A 19,602-nucleotide genomic window follows, 5' to 3' on the forward strand; every position below is an offset into this window, starting at 1 on the left:
CTGCGAAACGGTAAATGCAGCACGATCGAGTCAAGATGTTGATCTTACTGGCCGGTAAGCTGCCATTCTGTTCCGCATGACAAATCAGGATTGGCGGCGGGAGCGGCGTGTCCGCACCGTCGATACCGAAGGCAATCCGGCCGATGTCGTCGTGGGCCTGGTCGAAACCCCGGGGCACGGCTACGAAGCCGCGTTGCGGGTCGACGGTGGCCCCGGTGTTCTTTTGCCGCTTTACCCCGGTGCCGATCTGCTCGCCGCGGTACGGCAGACCATTGAGGACGGATATCGCGCCAGCGCGCACTGAACCGTCGGATGTCAGGAAAGGGTCTTTCAGGACGTAAAACGTCTTGAAAGACCCTTTCCTGACGTCTGCGGACGGTTTTGTCGCACTACAAAGTGTTCGGTATCGAGCGGTTTGTAGTGGACTCAACTCCAGCGCAGTGAAACGAGTTGTGTGATCAGCGCCAGCCGGACGTCGGGATCGTCGAGATCCAGCGGGACGAGGTCGAGCAGCCGCCGCATCCGGTACCGCAGGGTGTTGGGATGGATCCGGAGTTCCTTCGCGGCCGCGCGCGGGTCTCCGGGATGCCGCAGCCATTGGTACAACGTGTCGACGTAGCCGCTCTCGTGGGCTTCGTCGTGCGCGCGCAACAGGCCGAGCGGGCCGAGCTCGGCGACCTTCGCGCTGCTCGCCGCCGTCGCTCCGCGGTGCAGCGAAAGGGCCGTCCACGCCTCGTCGAAGACCACGACGCGGCCGGGGACGAGCTTCGCGCGAAGCAGCCCCAGGGCCTCGTCGGCCTGGACGCGCGACCTCGCGAGCTCGCCGATTTCGCAGGCCGATCCCGCCGCGGCCCGTGGTGTTCCGCCCTTCCTCGACGACGGCAGGGCTTCGAGCGCGGTCCGGAGTTCGGCCCAGCCGTCGCCGTCCGGGACGACCGCGTAGAGCATGCCGCCGAGTTCCGTGGCCACCGGCCGCCTGCCGACGCCCTGCGAGATCCGTTCGAGGAGGGCGAGCCGCAGGCCCTCGTCGTCGCGGCCGTCGCCGCCGGCGACCTCGACGACCACGACGCGGTGCGGTTCTTCGGACAGGTCGAGTTCCGCGATCGCCTTGCGCGGGCTGGCGTTCCCTTCGAGTACCGCGCGCAGGAGTTCGGCCGAGACCCGGCGTTGTGAATCGGTGTGCGCGCGGCGGCGCAGCAGGTGCAGCGCGACGACGGGCGCCGCGTCGGCGAACGCGGCCGCGCGTTCGTCGGAGACCGGGCCCGCGACGACCGCCCACATCGACCCCAGCAGTTCGCCGCCCATCCGGATCGGCACGATGAGCCGGGGAAGCGTGCCGTCGCGTTGCGCGGGCACGAAGATCGTCTGCCGCCCACGGGAAAGCTCGCGGAACACCCCTCGCGACCGGAACCGCGCGAGTACGTCGTCGGGGATGCGGCGGCCCATGATCGTGGACACGCGCGCCGAGTCGGTCAGATCCTGCCGGGCCGAGTACGCGAGCACCCGTGAGTTGGTGTCCTCGATGGTCACGGGCGCGTCGACCACCGAAGCGACGGCGTCCGCGAGCCGGAACAGGTCGCCGGAACCGGGGCCGCCGCCGTCCTCCAGCGCGTCCGACTCGTCGGCGAGAGCGTCGAGGACCGTCCTGAGCAGCCAGACGAGCTGGGCCCACGACGTCGCCGAGCGCACCTCGATCAACGCGATGTCCGCCGATTTCGCCGCCCGCTTCACCGAGGGTTTCGCCGCGAGCGGCGGCTTCAGCAGGACCGCGGCGGCACCTTTCGACGCGCTGACCTTGACGAGCTCGGCCGCGTCCGACGTCTCGGTGATCGCGACGCCGAGAACGAGGTCGCCCGCGGCGAGGGTGTTGCCGGGTTCGGCGATGACGACGTCACCGACGGCCGGGGACTCTTCGGGGACCTGGAGGGCGTGCAACAGCGTCGGACCGACTCGATCGACCACGCTCCGCACGGAAACCATGCCTTATTTTGCTCCCGCTGACGAAAACGCGCCGCAGGGGCAGTCTCGAAGATCGCTCGCGTCGAGCGTCGAGGTGCCCCTTCGTCGCGTTTTCGTGAGCCTCCGGCTCCAAAGAGGCGGGCGCGGTGAAGTCTCCTCGTCGCGCTGACGCGCTGCCGAGGAGACGTCCGCCGGTCACCGGGACCGCGGCACACGTCAGACCTCGCGTGGCGTCCTCGCGTCGATGTCTTCGGGCGTGAACCGCTCTCGTTTGGTCGTCAGCGCCCATCGGTGCCCGTCGGGATCGACGATGCGGCCGTAACGCTCGCCGAAGAACATCTCCTCGACCGGCGCCTCCACCCGTGCGCCCGCGAACACCGCGCGCCGCACGAGGTCGTCGGGGTCCTCGGTCTCCAAGGTCAGGAGCATCGGCGTGCCGCCGAGGGTCGACGGCGCGAGCGCGTCCAGCTGAGGGATCTCCTGGCTCACCAGCAACCGCGCATCTCCGACGGCTAGCTCCACGAACAGCACGACGCCGTTCGGCAGTACGTTGCGGAACAGCTCCACGGCGCCGAACGCCTTGGCGTAGAAGGAAAGCGACGCGTCGACGTCCTTGACGAACAGATGCGGCGTCAAACCGAGCGCCCGGCTCACGCCGACTCCGCCCGCTTCAACAACCCGGCCTGTCCGGCCACGGCGACGAGCCTGCTCAGGAACTCCGCCTCGCGGGCGGCGACCTCCCGGCCGGCGCGGGTCAGCCGGTAGTAGCGGCGGCGCGAGTCGTGCGGCTGGTCCTCGCTCGCGTCCGGGGCCTCTTCGACCAGGCCGTCGGCGACGAGCCGGGCCAGCGTCCGGTACAGCGTGCCCGGGCCGAGCTGGGCGGTACCGCCGCTCACCTCGTCGACGAAACCCATGATCGCGTAGCCGTGCGCGCGACCTTTCGCCAGCGCCAGCAGGGTCTGGAACGCCGCGGGGGTGAGCTGCGGGTTGCCGTCGGCCATCCGGGAAGCATACACTCCGATCTCGTTATATCCATGATGGATACAAGGAGTCGGGCATGGCGATTCAGGGCGTGCACAAGATCGTCGTCGGGGTGACCGACCAGGAACGGGCGAAGCGGTTCTGGTCCGAGGTCGTCGGATTCGAGATCACCACCGATGTGCCCTACGACGACAAGGGGAACCGGTGGGTCGAGGTGACTTCGGCCGATGGCGCGACGGCGCTCGTCCTGAGCACCGCGCCGGAGGACCTCAAGCGGTTCGAAGTGCGGGACGAACTTCCGACGGGCAATTTCTTCTTCTACGCCGACGACATCGAAAAGACGTACGAGGAGCTTTCGGCGAAGGGCGTCGAATTCCCGGCGCGGCCGGAGAAGCAGCCGTGGGGCTGGTGGGCGATGTTCACCGACTCGGAGGGCAACCGGTTCGCTCTTCAGGAAAAGAATCCCACCTCCTGAGAGTGGTTGGGTGCTCCGTTCGGCGGAGCTAGCTTCGGTGACAACAGCCGAAACCCTTGAACCGCTAGGAGAATCGCGATGAGCGCGGACGGATGGTCGTTCGAGACCAAGCAGATCCACGCGGGTGCGGCGCCGGACACCGCCACCGGCGCGCGGGCGACCCCGATCTACCAGACCACCTCGTACGTGTTCCGCGACAGCCAGCACGGCGCCGATCTCTTCAGCCTCGCCGAGCCCGGCAACATCTACACCCGGATCAACAACCCCACGCAGGACGTGCTGGAGCAGCGGCTCGCCGCGCTCGAAGGCGGCGTCGCGGCGCTGGCCTTCGCCTCCGGGAGCGCGGCCACGACGGCGGCCATCCTCAACCTCGCGAACGCGGGCGACCACTTCGTCTCCAGCCCGGCGCTCTACGGCGGCACCTACAACCTCTTCCACTACACACTGCCGAAGCTCGGTATCGAGGTCTCGTTCGTCGAGGACCAGGACGACATCGAGCAGTGGAAGGCGGCCGTCCGGCCCAACACCAAGCTGTTCTTCGCCGAGACGCTGGCCAACCCGGGCAGCAACGTGCTCGACATCCGAGCGGTCGCCGACGCCGCGCACGAGTCCGGTGTCCCGCTGGTCGTGGACAACACCGTGCCGACGCCGTACCTCGTGCGCCCGATCGAGCACGGCGCCGACATCGTGGTCCACTCGGCGACCAAGTACCTCGGCGGCCACGGCACCACGGTCGCCGGGGTGCTGGTCGACGGCGGCACCTTCGACTTCGGCAAGGACCCAGGGCGCTTCCCGGGCTTCAACGAGGCCGACCCGAGCTACCACGGCCTCAAGTACTGGGAGGCACTCGGCCCGGGCGCGTACGCCGCCAAGGCCCGTGTCCAGATCCTGCGTGACACCGGCGCCGCGATCGCGCCGCTGAACAGTTTCCTGATCCTGCAAGGGATCGAGACGCTTTCGCTGCGACTGGAGCGGCACGTGTCCAACGCGCAGGCGCTGGCCGAGTGGCTGGAGCAGCGCGACGAGGTCGAGAAGGTGTACTACGCCGGGCTGCCGTCGAGCCCGTACCACGAGGCCGCGAAGAAGTACCTGCCGAAGGGCGCCGGCGCGGTGCTGTCGTTCGACCTGCGCGGCGGTGCCGAAGTGGGACGGGCCTTTGTGGACGGTACGGAACTGCACAGTCAGCTGGTCAACATCGGCGACGTGCGCAGCCTGATCGTGCACCCGGCCTCGACGACGCACAGTCAGCTCACGCCCGAGGAGCAGGCGTCCAGCGGGGTCACGCCGGGTCTCGTGCGGCTCGCCGTCGGGCTGGAAGGGATCGAGGACCTCAAGGCCGATCTCGAGGCCGGATTCCGGGCGGCCAAGGCGGCTCTGTGACCCAGGCTTCCGATCTCCCTCCCGCCACCGGTGCGTGGCGGGAGGGAGATCCGCCCGGTCGGCGCCGGTTCGTCAGCGGCGTCCAGACGCTCGAAACCGGCGTCACGTTGCCTTTCACGCTCGCGTACGAGACCTGGGGAACACTGAACGCCAGTGCCTCCAACGCGATCCTCGTCGAGCACGCGCTGACCGGGGACAGCCACGCCGTCGGTCCCGCGGAGGAAGGCCACGTCAGCCCCGGCTGGTGGGACGGCCTGATCGGGCCGGGCAAGGCCATCGACACGGACACGTTCTTCGTCGTGGTCCCGAACGTGCTCGGCGGCTGCCAGGGCTCGACCGGACCTTCTTCGCCCCATCCGGACGGAAAGTCTTGGGGCAGCAGGTTTCCCGGCGTGACCGTGCGGGACCAGGTCGGCGCCGAAACCGTCCTCGCCGACGCGCTGGGCATCGGCCGGTGGGCCGCGGTGGCAGGCGGATCCATGGGCGGGATGCGCGCGCTGGAATGGGCGGTGAGCGAGCCGGACCGGGTCGAGGCACTGCTCGTCCTCGCGTCGACGGCGCAGGCGTCGGCCGACCAGATCGCCTGGGCGGCGCCGCAACTGCATGCCATCCGCGCCGATCCTGGCTGGCACGGCGGCGACTATCACGACGTCCCCGGTGGCGGCCCGGACGCCGGTCTCGGCATCGCGCGCCGCATCGCGCACGCGACGTACCGCAGCGAAGCCGAACTGTCGCAACGCTTCGGCCGTCGGTACCAGGACGGAGAAGACCCCTTGCGCGGCGGACGGTTCGCCGTCGAGTCCTATTTGGACCATCACGCCGGGAAGCTTTCCCGCCGGTTCGACGCCGGCAGTTACGTGGTGCTCACCGAATCGATGAACACGCACGACGTCGGCCGAGGGCGGGGCGGCGCCGCGAACGCGCTCGGCCGGATCACCGCGCGCACGGTCGCGGCCGGGGTGGACAGTGACCGGCTCTACCCGCTGTACCAGTCGCGGGCCATCGCGGACGGGATCGACGGGGCGGAGTTCGCCGTCATCGCGTCGCCTTATGGGCACGATTCGTTCCTGATCGAGACCGAGCAGATCGGGCGGCTGGTGAAGCTGCTGCTGGGGTAGGCCGCGGTGCCTGGCGACGGTGCGCAAGTGCCGTTGCGAAAGTGGCTTTCGCAACGTTGAAGGTTGCGAAAGTGGCTTTCGCAACGTGTTCCCGCCGGATCGCTTGCCCTGGCGCGCGTGAGCCGATCACGACCCCCGATAGTCCATAAAGGACGCCAAGATCTCTCTGCGTGTCCGATTTGGGTGCTTGCGCGGGGGCCGTGAGTGGCAATGATCGTTCTGGCGAGCCTCTCTTAGGTACCGACCGCGTGACCTGCGGCGCGTCTTGCGTGCTGCCTGGCGAAGTACACGAAGGACCCCTTCCTGTACCTAGGCGCAAGGATGGGGTCCTTCATGTACTGCCGCTGTAGCGCTGAGGTCCACGGTGGCGTTCCTGCCCGCCCGTGGCAGCGGGGCCGCCTCGGCCCCGGGCTGTGAGGGTGGCCCGGCGTGTAGTGAAGGACTCCTTCCCTACCCTGAGAGTAGGGAAGGGGCCCTTCACGGACCTGCGATCCCGACCCGCCGCCCGCCGTGGCTGCTTCAGTGCTCCCCGACGGCCCGGCGTCGAACTCTCATGTCGTGAAGGGCCCCTTTGAGACCTTCACCGTCTCAAAGGGGCATCAACCCCAGCCGGAACCCACGTAGGTACCTAAAACACGGTTCGCTCCAACCCTCATCGCTACTCGCGACCCTCCCGGCAAACCGCATAAATCGCTCAACTCGGGCACGGGCACCTCGGAAGCCGTCCCTTATGGACAGTCGGGACCGGCGTCTCGTCGGCGAGTCCCTGCTCCTGCGCCAACTCCGGCGCGCCACGTTTGCCGCTAAGGCCACCTTGAGTCCCTTGAACGATCAGCCGTCCCCAGCCGTCGACAGGCGACACCCGGCTGGGCCAAGCCCGGCTAGTCCGCGACGGCGTCCGAGATCCACGGCGCCACCGGCAGGTCCCGGTCCAGGCATTCCACCGACAGCCGGATCGTCCAGCGCAGCGCCTGCAGCACCAGGCTGTCGACCTCGTCCGGCGCGGCGTTGGCGAGCGCGATCTCGACCTGTTCCTGCGCGGCCTCGCTGTTGCCGTGCACCTCGGCCAGCAGCGTGCGCACGGCCGTCCGCACGGGCGGGTCCGCCTGGTCGATCGAGACCTCTTCACCGTCCTCGTCGAACACCTGCACCTTGACCGGCGCGCTCCCGCCGTCGCCGAGAGTGGACACCATGGCGCTGCATTCGCCGAACAGCATCATCACGAGCTCTTTGGTCTCTTCGGAGCGGGCTTGGGGCTCGACGGCGGTCGGCGAGAGCTCGTCGAGCGCCTCGGCGTCCTCCCCGAGGCTGATCGCCACGAGCGCACGCTGCGCCTTTTCGACGAGCCTCCGCTCGTACTCGCTCCTGTCCGGCTCCACGTGCCTATCAAACACCAGAGGACGGAAAAGTGGGGATAGGCCGAAACCCGGACGTGGTCACTTCGCGGCGTGCAGTGCACCCAGCGCGAGACGGCAGAGCATCTCGGCGAGTTCGCTGTCACCGAGATGGCGGTTGTACGGTGTCGAGTTGATCAACCCGAAGACCGCGTGCGCCGCCGAGCGCGCCTGACGCTCGCCGATCCCGGGGACGGCGTCGCTGATCGCGCGCACCCAGACCTCGACGTACTGGCGTTGCAGGGCACGGACCTGTTTGCGGTCACTGTCGGTGAGGTTGGCGAGGTTGCGTTCCTGCACGGTGATCAACGCGGGATGCGCGAGCGCGAAGTCGACGTGAAAATTCACCAGTGCATCGAGAACCTCGCTCGGCTCGTCCCGCTGGCTCGCCCTCGCCGTCCCGCCGTCGAGCAGATAGCGGCTGATCGAGTTCAGCATCTCGCCGAGAATGGCGTCCTTGCTGCGGAAATGCCGGTACAGCGCCGGGCCGGAGATGCCGACGGCCGCGCCGATGTCGTCGATGCCGACGCCGTGGAACCCGTGGTGGGCGAAGAGCTCGGCGGCGGCGGACATGATCTGTTCACGCCTGTTCGCCTTCTCGCCGTTCACGAGTGGGGTGGGGTTCGCCGGCATCTGGCCATATTAAGGCCGTGTGTTAGCGAGCGCTAACACGTGGCCGTACTTCCAGCCTGGGCCAAGCGGGTTACCTGGGGAAATGACCCTTTTGCGTGGGGCTACCACCTGGTAATGCTGTGTCTCGTTAACTTGTCACGAAGGAGTGACCATGGCCGTCCCTGCTCGGATCAAAGCTCTTTCCTTCACTCGTTCAGTCGCGGCCCTGGGGGTCGCTGTCCTTGCCACCTTCGGTCTCGCGGGCACCGCTCAAGCGGCGACCAACTACGTGGCGCTCGGTGACTCGTACTCGTCCGGCGTCGGTGCCGGCAGCTACGGGAACTCGGGCGACTGCATGCGCAGTGCCAACGCCTATCCCCAGCTGTGGGCCAACGCCCACGCCGGGACCACGTTCAAGTTCGTCGCGTGCTCGGGGGCGCGCACCGGCGACGTCCTCAACCAGATCGCGAACGTCACCTCCAGCGCCACGCTGGTGACGGTCTCGGTCGGCGGCAACGACGCCGGGTTCGCCGACGTCATGACCACCTGCACCACCGGCAGCGACCAGACCTGCATCAACCGGGTCAACACCGCGAAGACCTACGTGAACAACACGCTTCCCGGGCTGCTGAACAACGTCTACAGCAAGATCAAGGCGAAGGCGCCCGGCGCGAAGCTGGTCGTGCTCGGATACCCGCGCTTCTACACGGTGCCGGGTTCGTGCTCGGTCGGGCTGAGCGACACCAAGCGCACGGCGATCAACTCGGGTTCCGACACGCTCGCGTCGGTGCTCTCGGCCCGCGCCGCCGCGAACGGCGCGAAGTTCGTCGACGTGCGGGGTGCCTTCACCGGGCACAACATCTGCTCGTCGGCCAACGATTACCTGCACAGCCTCACCTGGCCGATCGTGAACTCGTACCACCCGACGGTCGCCGGTCAGCGGGGCGGCTACTACAACCCGCTGGTCTCCGCGATCGGCTGATCGTTTCGCGCGTGAAGGCCCCCTTCCCTCGGCTGACCCGAGGGAAGGGGGCCTTCACGCGCTTCGAGGAGTGCGGTGGACAGAGCGGGTTAGTGGGCGTTAACCTACGAGGGCAAGTTAACGACGGCTAACTTGGCGACGAGGAGCCATGGACACACCCGTACTGAGCACTTCGGCCGATCCGGGCAGCGACGAGTACGCCCGCAGCGTCACCTCCCATGCCGAGCTGGTCGAAGACCTGCGCAAGCGGCTCGCCGCCGCCCGGCTCGGGGGCCCGGAGAAATCCCGCACCCGCCACGTCGAGCGGGGCAAACTCCTGCCACGCGACCGGGTCGACACCCTCCTCGACCCGGGTTCGCCGTTCCTGGAGCTGTCCCCGCTGGCCGCCACCGGACTGTACGACGACGAAGCGCCGTCGGCCGGGATCATCACCGGGATCGGGCGGGTCTCCGGCCGCGAATGCGTGATCGTCGCCAACGACGCCACGGTCAAGGGCGGCACCTACTACCCGATGACCGTCAAGAAACACCTGCGTGCGCAAGAGGTCGCGCTGCACAACAACCTGCCGTGCGTCTACCTGGTGGACTCCGGCGGCGCGTTCCTGCCGAGGCAGGACGAGGTCTTCCCGGATCGTGAGCACTTCGGCCGGATCTTCTACAACCAGGCCACGATGTCCGCACGCGGCATCCCGCAGATCGCCGCGGTGCTCGGCTCCTGCACGGCGGGCGGCGCCTACGTCCCCGCGATGAGCGACGAAGCGGTCATCGTGCGGAACCAGGGCACGATCTTCCTCGGCGGCCCGCCGCTGGTGAAGGCCGCGACGGGCGAGGTCGTCACGGCCGAGGAGCTCGGCGGTGGCGACGTCCACTCGCGCCAGTCCGGCGTCACCGACCACTTGGCCGAGGACGACGCCGATGCCCTGCGCATCGTTCGCTCGATCGTGTCGACTTTGGGCCCGCGGACGCCACGCCCGTGGGACGTCCTCCCGACGGAGGCCCCGGCCGCCGACCCGAACGAGTTGTACGGCGTCGTCCCGACCGACCCGCGCGTGCCGTACGACGTCCGCGAGGTCATCGCGAGGATCGTCGACGGCAGCCGGTTCGGCGAGTTCAAGAAGGAGTACGGCTCGACGCTGGTCACCGGATTCGCCAGGATCCACGGTCACCCCGTCGGCATCATCGCGAACAACGGCGTGCTGTTCGCCGAGTCCGCGATGAAGGGCGCGCACTTCATCGAACTGTGCGACAAACGCTCGATCCCGCTGCTGTTCCTCCAGAACATCACCGGTTTCATGGTCGGTAAGGCCTACGAGGCGGGCGGCATCGCCAAGCACGGCGCGAAGATGGTCACCGCGGTGGCCTGTGCGCGCGTGCCGAAGCTGACCGTCGTCATAGGCGGCTCGTTCGGCGCGGGCAACTATTCGATGTGCGGCCGAGCGTACTCGCCGCGGTTCCTGTGGATGTGGCCGAACGCGCGGATCTCGGTGATGGGTGGCGAGCAGGCGGCGTCGGTGCTTTCGACGGTCCGCCGCGACGCCATCGAGGCTCGCGGTGGCGAATGGTCCACAGAGGACGAAGAAGCCTTCAAGGATCCGATCCGCGACCAGTACGAGGCGCAGGGCAGCCCGTACTACTCGACGGCGCGGCTGTGGGACGACGGAGTGATCGATCCGGCGGACACCCGCACGGTGCTCGGCCTCGCGCTTTCCGCGACGGCCAACGCGCCCTTGTCCGATGTCAACTACGGCGTCTTCAGGATGTGAGCATGTTCGACACGGTTCTGGTCGCCAACCGCGGCGAGATCGCGGTCCGCGTGATCCGCTCGCTGCGGGGGCTCGGCATCCGTTCGGTCGCGGTGTACAGCGACGCGGACGCCGACGCCCGGCATGTCCGGGAGGCGCACACCGCCGTCCGCATCGGCCCGGCCGAAGCGGCGAAGAGCTACCTGTCCATCCCGGCGATCGTCCAGGCGGCGGTCGACACGGGCGCGCAGGCGGTCCATCCCGGTTACGGCTTCCTCGCGGAGAACGCGGAATTCGCGCGTGCCTGCGCCGATGCCGGCCTCGTCTTCATCGGCCCTCCGGTCGAGGCGATCGACGCCATGGGCGACAAGATCCGCGCCAAGGCGACGGTGTCCGAGGCCGGTGTCCCGGTGGTACCCGGAGCGTCCGATGTGGACATTCCGGAAGGCGGTTTCGCCACCGCCGCGGAGAAGGTCGGGTTCCCGCTGCTGATCAAGCCGTCCGCCGGTGGCGGCGGCAAGGGGATGCGGCTGGTCAACGAACTGACCGAATTGGATGCTGCCGTCGAGTCCGCCCGCCGTGAGGCCAAGGGTTCCTTCGGTGACGACACGCTGCTCATGGAGCGGTTCGTCACCACGCCGCGCCATATCGAGATCCAGGTGCTCGCCGACACGCACGGCAACGTGATCCACCTCGGTGAGCGCGAATGCAGTCTTCAGCGTCGGCACCAGAAGATCATCGAAGAGGCGCCGTCCGTGCTCCTCGACGAAGCCACGCGCGCGAAGATGGGCGCGTCCGCGGTCGAGGCCGCGCGCTCGGTGGGCTATGTCGGCGCGGGGACGGTCGAGTTCATCGTGTCGGCCACCGCGCCCGACGAGTTCTTCTTCATGGAGATGAACACCCGCCTGCAGGTCGAGCATCCGGTGACCGAGCTGGTGACCGGGCTCGACCTCGTCGAGTGGCAGGTCAAGATCGCCGCCGGTGACGTGCTCACCGTGTCGCAGGACGACGTCCGGCTGGACGGCCACGCCGTCGAAGCCCGCGTCTACGCCGAAGACCCCGCTCGCGGTTTCATCCCGACGGGTGGAACCGTGCTCGCGGTCCACGAACCGTCCGGCGAGGGTGTGCGCGTCGACTCGTGGATGAGCGAAGGCGCGGTCATCGGCTCGAACTACGACCCGATGCTCGCCAAGGTCATCGCCTGGGGCCCGGACCGCGCGGCCGCGTTGCACCGGCTCGACCTGGCGCTCGCGGACACCGCGTTGCTCGGCGTCGGCACGAACATCGCCTTCCTGCGCGGGCTCCTCGCCGACGGCGACGTCCGCGACGGCAAGCTCGACACCGAGCTCGTCGATCGCCGACTGTCCACTTTGGTCTCCGAAGAAGTGCCGCCGGAATTCTTCGTGGCGGCAGCGCTCGACAGGCTGCTTTCCTTGCAGCCGCAGGGTTCCGTCGTCGATCCGTGGGATGTTCCCGACGGCTGGCGGCTCGGCGCCTCCGGCGGTATCGACTTCGCGCTGAAGTCGGGAAGCTCCGAAGTCGTCGTGCGGGTGCAGGGCACCCCGGCGAACGCGCTCGTCAGCGTCGACGGCGCCGAGCCGGTCCGCGTTTCCGCGCGACGCGAGGGAGACCTGCTGGAAGTCCGGCATCCCACCGGTTTCCACCGGTACCGGCACGCCGCCGGGACCGGAAGGACCGTGTGGCTCGCGCGTGACGGTCACAGCTTCGCGATCGGCGAGCGCGAAAGGCTGCGTTCGGCCGCCGGAGCCGCGGGTGGCGCCGGACCGGTCACCAGTCCGATGCCCGGAACCGTGCTGGTGGTCAAGGCCGCCGCCGGTGACGTGGTGAGCGCCGGGACGCCGCTCGTGGTCGTCGAGGCGATGAAGATGGAGCACACGATCACCGCGCCGATCGACGGCGTGGTCAGCGAACTCCCCGTCCGGGTGGGCCAACAGGTCGCGCTGGACGAGACGGTAGCCGTTGTGACACCCCAAAAGGATGGCCAATGATCGACTTTCGACTGGATGACGAGTACGAGGCGCTGCGCAAGACGGTCGAGGAATTCGCGCGCTCCGAGGTCGCCCCGGTCATCGGCGACCTCTACGAACGGGAGGAGTTCCCGTACGAGATCGTCGCGAAGATGGCCGAGATGGGCCTGTTCGGCCTGCCCTTCCCCGAGGAGTACGGCGGCATGGGCGGCGACTACTTCGCGCTCTGCCTGACCTTGGAGGAACTGGCGCGCGTCGATTCCTCGGTCGCGATCACCGTCGAGGCCGGTGTTTCCCTTGGCGCCATGCCGATCCACCGGTTCGGCACCGAGGAGCAGAAGCGGAAGTGGCTCCCGGAGTTGTGCGCCGGCACCGCGCTCGGCGCCTTCGGGCTCACCGAACCCGGCGGCGGCTCGGACGCCGGCGCCACCCGCACGCGCGCGAAACTCGACGGCGACACCTGGGTGATCAACGGCAGCAAGTCGTTCATCACCAACTCCGGCACCGACATCACGAAACTGGTCACGGTCACCGCCGTCACCGACGTGAAGGAGAACGGTCGCAAGGAGATCTCGGCGATCATCGTGCCGTCCGGTACGCCGGGCTTCGCCGTCGCGCCGAAGTACTCCAAGGTCGGCTGGAACTGCTCGGACACGCACGAACTCTCGTTCGACGACGTCCGCGTCCCGGCCGAGAACCTGGTCGGGGAACGCGGCCGCGGTTACGCCCAGTTCCTGTCCATTTTGGACGAAGGTCGCGTCGCGATCGCCGCGCTGAGCGTCGGGCTCGCGCAGGGCTGCGTCGACGAATGCCTGCGGTATGTCAAGGAACGCGAGGCGTTCGGGCACAAGATCGGTGAATACCAGGCGATCCAGTTCAAGATCGCCGACATGGAGGTGCGCACGCATACCGCGCGGCTGGCGTACTACGCGGCGGCGTCGAAGATGCTGCGCGGTGAGCCGTTCAAGAAGGAGGCGTCGATCGCGAAGCTCGTCGCGTCGAACGCCGCCATGGACAACGCACGCGAGGCGACGCAGATCTTCGGCGGGTACGGCTTCATGAACGAGTTCCCGGTGAGCCGTTTCTACCGGGACGCGAAGATCCTCGAGATCGGGGAGGGGACTTCGGAGGTGCAGCGGATGCTGATCGCACGGCATCTCGGCGTCGCCTGACCCGTGTTTCGCGTGATTGAAGGCGTAACTCGCGTGATTGAAGCCGTAACGGCTCCGATCACGTGAGTTACGCCCCCGATCACGTGAGTTACGCCTTGACGCACGCGTCCTCGCGATGTTGTAGAACGGAAGCATGAGCGATTTCGTCATCCGCAAGGGTGGTTCTGGGGACTTCCAAACGCTGCTGGACATGTTCGACGAGGTCGTCGCGTGGCTGGCCGGACGCGGCAGCGCGGGGCAGTGGGGGACCGAGCCGTGGTCCACGATCCCGAAGCGGATCGAGCGGGTGCGCGGGATGGCCGACGGGCCCGGGCTGTACATCGCCGAGGTCGATGGCCAGGCGGCCGGGGCGACCATTCTCGGTGACCGTTTTCCGCACGTTTCGCCGGTCGACGAACCGGAGATCTACCTCGGCCTGCTGCTGACCTCGCGCCGGTTCACGGGCCACCGGGTCGGCTCGCGGCTGATCGAGTTCGCGCTGGCCGAAGCGCGGGAACGCGGCATCGGGCTGGTGCGGGTCGACTGCTGGGCCGGTGGCGACGGCGACCTTCAGCGTTACTACGAGAGTCAGGGCTTCAAGCCGACGGAACGTTTCGACGTCAAGGGCTGGATCGGGCAGGTGTTCGAGCAGCGCCCGTAGGACTGGCGTCCGCGCGGCTTCCGGTGCACCATAGTTGACACATCGCCAACAGTGCCCCGGACAGCGAAGTCGCAGAGGAGACCGGCATGGCCAAGCGTGAACGTTCCCTGGCAGGCAAGGTCGTCGTGATCACCGGAGCGGCGCAGGGCATCGGGGCCAGTACCGCGACGGCACTGTCCCGGCTCGGTGCCAAGGTGGTCATCGGCGACCTGGACCAGGTCCTCGCCGAGAAGACCGCCGCCGAACTGGGCGCGGAGGCGCTGCCGCTCGACGTCACCGACACGCGCGGCTTCACCGAGTTCCTCGACGAGGTCGAGCGGCGCGTCGGCCCGATCGACGTGCTGATCAACAACGCGGGCATCATGCCGCTCGCGCCGCTCGAAGAAGAGGACGACGCCGCGACCCGCAGGCTGCTCGAGATCAACCTGCACGCGGTCATCCACGGCACCAGGGAAGCCGTGAAGCGGATGCGCCCGCGTGGCACCGGCCACATCGTCAACATCGCCTCGATGGCGGGCAAGGCCGGCTTCCCCGGCGCCGCCACCTACTGCGCGACGAAACACGCCGTCGTCGGGTTGTCGGAATCGGTGCATCTGGAATTGCACGGAACGGGCGTGCTGGTCTCCTGCGTGATGCCCGCGGTGGTCCGCACGGAACTGGCCAGCGGGCTCGGCGAGGCGAAGTTCTTCAAGTCGGTGCAGCCGGAAGATGTGGCGCAGGCCATTGTCGATGCGTTACGCCGTCCCAAGTTCGACGTCTTCGTTCCCACGTCGCTGGACGCCATGGGCAGGATCACACGACTGCTTCCGCGCCGTCTCGGCGAGGGACTGCTCCGCGCGCTCGGCGGCGACAAGATTCTGTCCTCCGCAACGCATTCCAGTGCTCGCGCGGAGTACGAATCGCGTGCCGCGCGGAGCGCCCCGGCGGCGGAAAAGGACGCCGATTCTTAACTCGTACGGCCTAGCAACTGTCCGAAATGGACGGCCTGTGGCGGCCGGGGTGTTGAGTCGTGCGCTCCCAAGCGGCAAGATTACGTCTTACCGCGTTGATTCCTCAGGAGGCACACCATGGCCACACCCCCGGCACGGCTCGCCGCCGCCGCGTCGAACGTCGTCGGGAAGGTGCTGCACGGTGGGGTCGCCGATCTTCGCCCGGTGCCGCGTGTCCTGATCGACCAGGGCCCGAACCGTTCGCTGTACCGGCTGACGAACGGCAAGGGCCCGGCGTCGGGCCCGCCGGTGCTGCTGGTGCCGCCGCTGGCCGCGCCCGCGCTGTGCTTCGACCTGCGCCGCGGGTGCAGCCTCGCCGAGCACCTGGTCGACGGCGGCCGCAACACGTACCTGGTCGACTACGGGAACGTCGCGTTCTCCGACCGGCGCCTCGGCATCGAGCACTGGATCGAGGAAGTGCTCCCGCGCGCGATCCGCAAGGTCAGCGAGGACTCCGGCGGCCAGGGCGTGCACGTCGTCGCCTGGTGCCTCGGCGGGATCTTCTCCCTCCTGACCACCGCGGACCAGCCCGATCTGCCGATCGCGTCGATCGCGACCATCGCGTCGCCGTTCGACTTCACCGCGATCCCGCTGATCGCCCCGTTCCGCCCGCTGGTGGACCTCACCGGCGGCCACCTGCTGACTCCGTTCTACCGGGCGCTCGGCGGCGCACCGTCCTATTTGGTCAGCCGGGTCTTCCGGGCGACCGGGATCAGCAAGGAGATCACCAAACCCCTTGCCATCCTGAAGAATCTCGACGACCGGGACTACCTGGCGCAGATCGAGGCCGTCGACCACTTCATGGACAACATGATCGCCTACCCCGGGCGGACGTTCGGCCAGATCTACCACCGGTTCTTCCGCGCCAACGATCTCGCCGAGGGCACGGTGGACCTCAACGGCCGCATCATCGCGCTGTCCGGGGTCAAGGTGCCGACGCTGGTCATCGCCGGGCAGAACGACACGATCGCCCCGCGTGCGGCCGTCGAACGGCTCACCGAGCTGCTGGACAACTCACCGTCGGTGACCTTCGAGACCGCGCCCGGCGGGCACCTTGGCGTGCTGACCGGACGGAAGGCGCGCGGGACCACGTGGCGCTACCTCGACCGCTTCCTCGACGAACAGGCCGCCTGAGCCTCGGCGTCCTTGCGCTGGGAAATGGCGCTGCGCAGCGACTGGCGTGGCGCGATCAGCTCCACCATTTCCGTGATCCGGCGCCAGGCGTCGGTGAGCTCGGCGGTCGCGCGATCGCGTTGCAGGACGATCGTGGACAACACGAGCGCCGTCAGCCCGACAGTGGCGTCGAAGGCCTGGACGTGCAGCATCCGGGCGGCCAGCTCGTAGGAACCGTAGGGGCCGCGCCCGTGTATGGCGGCGACGATCGTGAAGGTGCAGACGCACAAGGAGCACATCAGCGCCCCTGCCTGCCGGAACCGCAGCGCCGCCCAGACGAGCACCGGGAAGACCACGAACAGCTTGGCCGGAGTGGTGGACGCGAGGAGCGCCGTGCCGGTGGCCACGACCGCCAGCGCGATCGCTTCGCCCCAGCGCGCCACGGAGACCCGCGTCGGCAGACGGAACCTCGGCGCCAGGAGCAGCAACGGCGTGATCGTCAGGACGCCCATCGCGTCGCCGGTCCACCACACGAGCGCCGTCGCCCAGAATTCCCCGGAAACCAGTGCGCCGTCGAGGACCAGTACACCGGTGCCCAGCACCGCGCTGACGGCGGTGCCGCCGATCGCCCCGACCACTACCAGGAGGACGGCGTCGGGAAGCCGGTCGAGCCGGTTGAGGCCACCCAGCCGCCGCATCACCGCGTAGGCCAGCATCGGGCCGATCGTGTTGCCCGACGAGATCACCAAGACCGCCGCCGTCGAGGGGCCGATCGCGATGTTCGTGAGGAGGGCGCCGAGAAAGATCCCCGGCCAGAACCGAGGACCGAGCAGCATCGGCACCGCCAGCGCGACCCCGGCCGCGGGCCACAGTGGCGAGATCTGCTCCCGCACGATCGCCCACTGGATTCCGATCTGGCCGGTCGCGAAATAGCAGGCCGTCACGGCGAGGACGACGAGACACCAGCGTGCGACAGGGGAGAGCTGTCGAGCGGCGAGCCTCATCGCGACTCCGGGCTTCACGGACGGGGAGGGTTCGAGAGTACCTCTGCCCGGTCGTCGCGGTGGTTCACTTGATGGTGTTGTCGTAATGGCGGAGTTCGTTGGGAATAAACGAGAACGGGGCCCGTGCAGCTGCACGGGCCCCTTCACGGCACTGTTGCGAGGTGTTTCCTCTGCGCCGGCGACAGTGGGTGTGTCTACTCGGGAGATTGCCCGGCTTGGATCGGGGAGGGTTCGTGGTGGCTAGGCCGTGTCCGGTAAGTCATGTTCGCGGTCTTCGCGCCCAGGCGGTCCCTGACGGCACGGGCGGACGCGGCCGAGTACGACCCGGTACGAGGCCGACCCGCCCGCACCGCCAGGAACCACCTGGACCACGAAGCCCATCGAACAGACTTACCGGACACGGCCTAGTGGTCTTCTTCGGCGATCCACTGGGCCAGGGAGGTCAGCGTGTTCTCGGCGCTGTCGGCCATGTGGGTACGTAGCGCGTCCAGATCGGCGCGAGTGGAACCCAGCACCGGGTCGAGGCGGAGCAGTTGCCAGGATTGCCGGACGACGGTGCCGCGCCCGCTGGGGATGAACGTCCAGTTCCAGCGCACGATGCCGTCGTCGGCGCCGCCGACGACGAAGCCGAAGGCGACTCCGGGATCGGCCTGGACGATCTGGGAGCGGGTGGTCCACTCTTTGCCGTCTCGGCGGTTGCGTCCACTGAACCAGTTGCCTGCCTCGGGCCCGGCACCCTTGTCGAAGGTGACGTCGCTGGCGTCAGGGCTCCAGCGGCCGATCGCGGAAACATCGCTGAGGAGTTCGTAGACACGCGCGGGGGAGGCGTCGACCCACGTGCGTCGCGTGAAGGTGAAATCGGCCGGGGCCAAGGAATCGAAGGTCTCGTGGTCGCCCGTGGTGGCGCTCATGGAAACTCCAGGGTTGTCTGTGGGATGCCGGTTCGGCTTCCTCCACTTCACCGGGTGCCCGGCCGGACAGCCAGATCCGCCGTTGCCTATCCACGGCTGGGGCAGGCTGTCCGGTGCGCGTTCAGGTGATACTCGGAGCCATGAATGGAAAGTCGCGGCTAGGTGAGCTCCTGCGGATGCGCCGTTCCCAGTTACGCCCTGAGGAGGCCGGGGTGTCCACTTACGGGGAGCGTCGTCGCGTGCCGGGTCTTCGGCGCGAGGAGCTGGCTTTGCTGGCGGGTGTGAGCACCTCTTACTACACCCGGTTGGAGCAGGGGCAGTCGCTGAGTGCGTCCGCCGCGGTTCTGGACGCGATCGCCGGGGCGCTGCGGCTGGACGAGCCGGAGCGGCGGCATCTGCATGACCTGGCCAAGGTGGACCGGAATCGCAAACCGGGTCGGCGCCCCGCCCCGGAACGCGTGCCGTCGGCGACCGCCCAGCTGGTGGACGTGCTGGCGGACGTCCCCGCGATCGTGCTCGGCCGGCGCAGCGATGTGCTGGCATGGAACCACCTTGGCCATGCGCTGTTCGCGGGGCATCTGGATTTCGGCGCCCCGGACCTGCCCGCGCGGCGTCCCAACATGGCCAGGCTGGTGTTCCTCGACTGTCACGTCCGCGATATGTACGAGGATTGGCCGGGCAAGGCCAAGGCGGTGGTGGGGAACCTGCGCCTGGTGGCCGGGCGGCACCCGGAAGACGCCGCATTGCACGCGCTGGTCGGCGAGTTGAGTGCCAAGAGCCCTGAGTTCGCCTCGATGTGGGCCGATCACCGGGTCAAGCCGTGCTCCGTCGCCACCTATGAGATGCGGCACCCGCTGGTCGGCTCGCTGACCGTCATCCAGCAGACCCTCAGCGACGGGACGGGCCCCAACGTCGTGGTCGCCACTACCGAGCCGGGCTCGTCTTCGCGGGCCGCGCTGGATTTGCTCGCCCAGGCCACCACCCAGACCACCGCCCCGGCGCGGATCGGCCACCAGGTCGCTACCGACTGACCTCACGGAGGTCTCCGGTGCTCGTCCGGCACGAGCACCCGCACCGCACTGGCGCAGCCGTTATCGGCTGCCGTCGTGGGGGCGAACCCGTCTGTCCACATTCGCGTCAGCG

The 19,602-nt window shown here is 68.3% G+C and carries 19 protein-coding genes; 12 read left to right on the forward strand and 7 right to left on the reverse strand.

The genetic code is table 11. The annotated features are described in order from the left end of the window. The first annotated feature begins 76 nt into the window (after window positions 1-76). The gene (locus DL990_RS19175) at window positions 77-304 is read left to right on the forward strand and encodes a hypothetical protein (protein WP_005150660.1); all 228 of its coding nucleotides are present in this window, start codon (window positions 77-79) and stop codon (window positions 302-304) included. A gap of 122 nt (window positions 305-426) precedes the next feature. On the opposite strand, the gene DL990_RS19180 is transcribed toward DL990_RS19175, so the two are convergent. The 3 genes from DL990_RS19180 to DL990_RS19190 all read right to left on the reverse strand — a co-directional run bounded on the left by DL990_RS19180 (window position 427) and on the right by DL990_RS19190 (window position 2,960). Then, entirely contained in the window at window positions 427-1,980 is a 1,554-nt protein-coding gene (locus DL990_RS19180; protein WP_125788425.1) for a CdaR family transcriptional regulator, read from the reverse strand. A 195-nt stretch (window positions 1,981-2,175) separates the two neighbouring features. Next, window positions 2,176-2,613 carry a VOC family protein gene (locus DL990_RS19185; RefSeq protein WP_125788426.1) on the reverse strand — a complete coding sequence of 146 codons (438 nt, stop codon included), beginning with the start codon at window positions 2,611-2,613 and terminating at the stop codon, window positions 2,176-2,178. After that, entirely contained in the window at window positions 2,610-2,960 is a 351-nt protein-coding gene (locus DL990_RS19190; RefSeq protein WP_125788427.1) for a PadR family transcriptional regulator, read from the reverse strand. The genes DL990_RS19185 and DL990_RS19190 overlap by 4 nt, the downstream gene beginning before the upstream one ends. 56 nt (window positions 2,961-3,016) lie before the next feature. On the opposite strand from DL990_RS19190, the gene DL990_RS19195 reads away from it, so the two are divergent. The 3 genes from DL990_RS19195 to DL990_RS19205 all read left to right on the forward strand — a co-directional run bounded on the left by DL990_RS19195 (window position 3,017) and on the right by DL990_RS19205 (window position 5,913). Beyond that, the gene (locus DL990_RS19195; RefSeq protein ID WP_125799454.1) at window positions 3,017-3,415 is read left to right on the forward strand and encodes a VOC family protein; all 399 of its coding nucleotides are present in this window, start codon (window positions 3,017-3,019) and stop codon (window positions 3,413-3,415) included. Between the two features lie 78 nt (window positions 3,416-3,493). Then, window positions 3,494-4,795: a bifunctional o-acetylhomoserine/o-acetylserine sulfhydrylase gene (locus tag DL990_RS19200; protein WP_125799455.1), complete on the forward strand. Its 1,302-nt coding sequence runs from the start codon at window positions 3,494-3,496 to the stop codon at window positions 4,793-4,795. Then, window positions 4,792-5,913: a homoserine O-acetyltransferase gene (locus DL990_RS19205; protein ID WP_125799456.1), complete on the forward strand. Its 1,122-nt coding sequence runs from the start codon at window positions 4,792-4,794 to the stop codon at window positions 5,911-5,913. The genes DL990_RS19200 and DL990_RS19205 overlap by 4 nt, the downstream gene beginning before the upstream one ends. 881 nt (window positions 5,914-6,794) lie before the next feature. Here DL990_RS19205 and DL990_RS19210 read toward each other — a convergent pair. Together DL990_RS19210 and DL990_RS19215 are read right to left on the reverse strand one after the other, a co-directional pair. Beyond that, window positions 6,795-7,292: a hypothetical protein gene (locus tag DL990_RS19210; protein ID WP_125788431.1), complete on the reverse strand. Its 498-nt coding sequence runs from the start codon at window positions 7,290-7,292 to the stop codon at window positions 6,795-6,797. 57 nt (window positions 7,293-7,349) lie between these two features. Next, a complete protein-coding gene (locus DL990_RS19215) occupies window positions 7,350-7,940 on the reverse strand; it encodes a TetR/AcrR family transcriptional regulator (protein WP_199746466.1) in 591 nt (196 codons plus the stop codon). Window positions 7,941-8,091: 151 nt separating this feature from the next. On the opposite strand from DL990_RS19215, the gene DL990_RS19220 reads away from it, so the two are divergent. The 7 genes from DL990_RS19220 to DL990_RS19250 all read left to right on the forward strand — a co-directional run bounded on the left by DL990_RS19220 (window position 8,092) and on the right by DL990_RS19250 (window position 16,565). Next, window positions 8,092-8,901 (forward strand): SGNH/GDSL hydrolase family protein, encoded by an 810-nt coding sequence (locus DL990_RS19220; protein WP_125788432.1) that lies wholly within the window; start codon window positions 8,092-8,094, stop codon window positions 8,899-8,901. A gap of 148 nt (window positions 8,902-9,049) precedes the next feature. Continuing rightward, window positions 9,050-10,663: a carboxyl transferase domain-containing protein gene (locus tag DL990_RS19225; protein ID WP_125799457.1), complete on the forward strand. Its 1,614-nt coding sequence runs from the start codon at window positions 9,050-9,052 to the stop codon at window positions 10,661-10,663. Between the two features lie 2 nt (window positions 10,664-10,665). Next, entirely contained in the window at window positions 10,666-12,651 is a 1,986-nt protein-coding gene (locus DL990_RS19230; RefSeq protein WP_125799458.1) for a biotin carboxylase N-terminal domain-containing protein, read from the forward strand. Next, a complete protein-coding gene (locus DL990_RS19235) occupies window positions 12,648-13,802 on the forward strand; it encodes an acyl-CoA dehydrogenase family protein (protein WP_125788435.1) in 1,155 nt (384 codons plus the stop codon). The genes DL990_RS19230 and DL990_RS19235 overlap by 4 nt, the downstream gene beginning before the upstream one ends. Before the next feature lie 133 nt (window positions 13,803-13,935). Continuing rightward, entirely contained in the window at window positions 13,936-14,442 is a 507-nt protein-coding gene (locus DL990_RS19240; RefSeq protein ID WP_125799459.1) for a GNAT family N-acetyltransferase, read from the forward strand. An 86-nt stretch (window positions 14,443-14,528) separates the two neighbouring features. After that, the gene (locus DL990_RS19245) at window positions 14,529-15,392 is read left to right on the forward strand and encodes an SDR family oxidoreductase (RefSeq protein WP_125788437.1); all 864 of its coding nucleotides are present in this window, start codon (window positions 14,529-14,531) and stop codon (window positions 15,390-15,392) included. Window positions 15,393-15,509: 117 nt separating this feature from the next. Continuing rightward, window positions 15,510-16,565 (forward strand): alpha/beta fold hydrolase, encoded by a 1,056-nt coding sequence (locus DL990_RS19250; protein ID WP_125799460.1) that lies wholly within the window; start codon window positions 15,510-15,512, stop codon window positions 16,563-16,565. On the opposite strand, the gene DL990_RS19255 is transcribed toward DL990_RS19250, so the two are convergent. Then, entirely contained in the window at window positions 16,529-17,566 is a 1,038-nt protein-coding gene (locus DL990_RS19255) for an MASE1 domain-containing protein (RefSeq protein WP_233620510.1), read from the reverse strand. The two genes, DL990_RS19250 and DL990_RS19255, sit on opposite strands and share 37 nt — an antisense overlap. 386 nt (window positions 17,567-17,952) lie before the next feature. Beyond that, window positions 17,953-18,459, reverse strand: a complete 507-nt coding sequence (locus tag DL990_RS19260; protein ID WP_125788439.1) for an SRPBCC family protein — start codon at window positions 18,457-18,459, stop codon at window positions 17,953-17,955. A gap of 140 nt (window positions 18,460-18,599) precedes the next feature. Here DL990_RS19260 and DL990_RS19265 point away from each other — a divergent pair, with 140 nt between their 5' ends. Continuing rightward, window positions 18,600-19,490 (forward strand): helix-turn-helix domain-containing protein, encoded by an 891-nt coding sequence (locus DL990_RS19265; RefSeq protein WP_125799461.1) that lies wholly within the window; start codon window positions 18,600-18,602, stop codon window positions 19,488-19,490. Window positions 19,491-19,602: the final 112 nt, after the last annotated feature.

The organism is Amycolatopsis sp. WAC 01416, assembly GCF_003947485.1.
Lineage (GTDB): Bacteria > Actinomycetota > Actinomycetes > Mycobacteriales > Pseudonocardiaceae > Amycolatopsis.

Bases quoted from the DNA above. Each gene is read 5' to 3' on its own strand.
- DL990_RS19175 (WP_005150660.1), top strand. From the start codon at position 77: ATGACAAATCAGGATTGGCGGCGGGAGCGGCGTGTCCGCACCGTCGAT.
- DL990_RS19180 (WP_125788425.1), bottom strand. From the start codon at position 1,980: ATGGTTTCCGTGCGGAGCGTGGTCGATCGAGTCGGTCCGACGCTGTTG.
- DL990_RS19190 (WP_125788427.1), bottom strand. From the start codon at position 2,960: ATGGCCGACGGCAACCCGCAGCTCACCCCCGCGGCGTTCCAGACCCTG.
- DL990_RS19195 (WP_125799454.1), top strand. From the start codon at position 3,017: ATGGCGATTCAGGGCGTGCACAAGATCGTCGTCGGGGTGACCGACCAG.
- DL990_RS19200 (WP_125799455.1), top strand. From the start codon at position 3,494: ATGAGCGCGGACGGATGGTCGTTCGAGACCAAGCAGATCCACGCGGGT.
- DL990_RS19215 (WP_199746466.1), bottom strand. From the start codon at position 7,940: ATGCCGGCGAACCCCACCCCACTCGTGAACGGCGAGAAGGCGAACAGG.
- DL990_RS19220 (WP_125788432.1), top strand. From the start codon at position 8,092: ATGGCCGTCCCTGCTCGGATCAAAGCTCTTTCCTTCACTCGTTCAGTC.
- DL990_RS19225 (WP_125799457.1), top strand. From the start codon at position 9,050: ATGGACACACCCGTACTGAGCACTTCGGCCGATCCGGGCAGCGACGAG.
- DL990_RS19230 (WP_125799458.1), top strand. From the start codon at position 10,666: ATGTTCGACACGGTTCTGGTCGCCAACCGCGGCGAGATCGCGGTCCGC.
- DL990_RS19235 (WP_125788435.1), top strand. From the start codon at position 12,648: ATGATCGACTTTCGACTGGATGACGAGTACGAGGCGCTGCGCAAGACG.
- DL990_RS19240 (WP_125799459.1), top strand. From the start codon at position 13,936: ATGAGCGATTTCGTCATCCGCAAGGGTGGTTCTGGGGACTTCCAAACG.
- DL990_RS19245 (WP_125788437.1), top strand. From the start codon at position 14,529: ATGGCCAAGCGTGAACGTTCCCTGGCAGGCAAGGTCGTCGTGATCACC.
- DL990_RS19250 (WP_125799460.1), top strand. From the start codon at position 15,510: ATGGCCACACCCCCGGCACGGCTCGCCGCCGCCGCGTCGAACGTCGTC.
- DL990_RS19260 (WP_125788439.1), bottom strand. From the start codon at position 18,459: ATGAGCGCCACCACGGGCGACCACGAGACCTTCGATTCCTTGGCCCCG.
- DL990_RS19265 (WP_125799461.1), top strand. From the start codon at position 18,600: ATGAATGGAAAGTCGCGGCTAGGTGAGCTCCTGCGGATGCGCCGTTCC.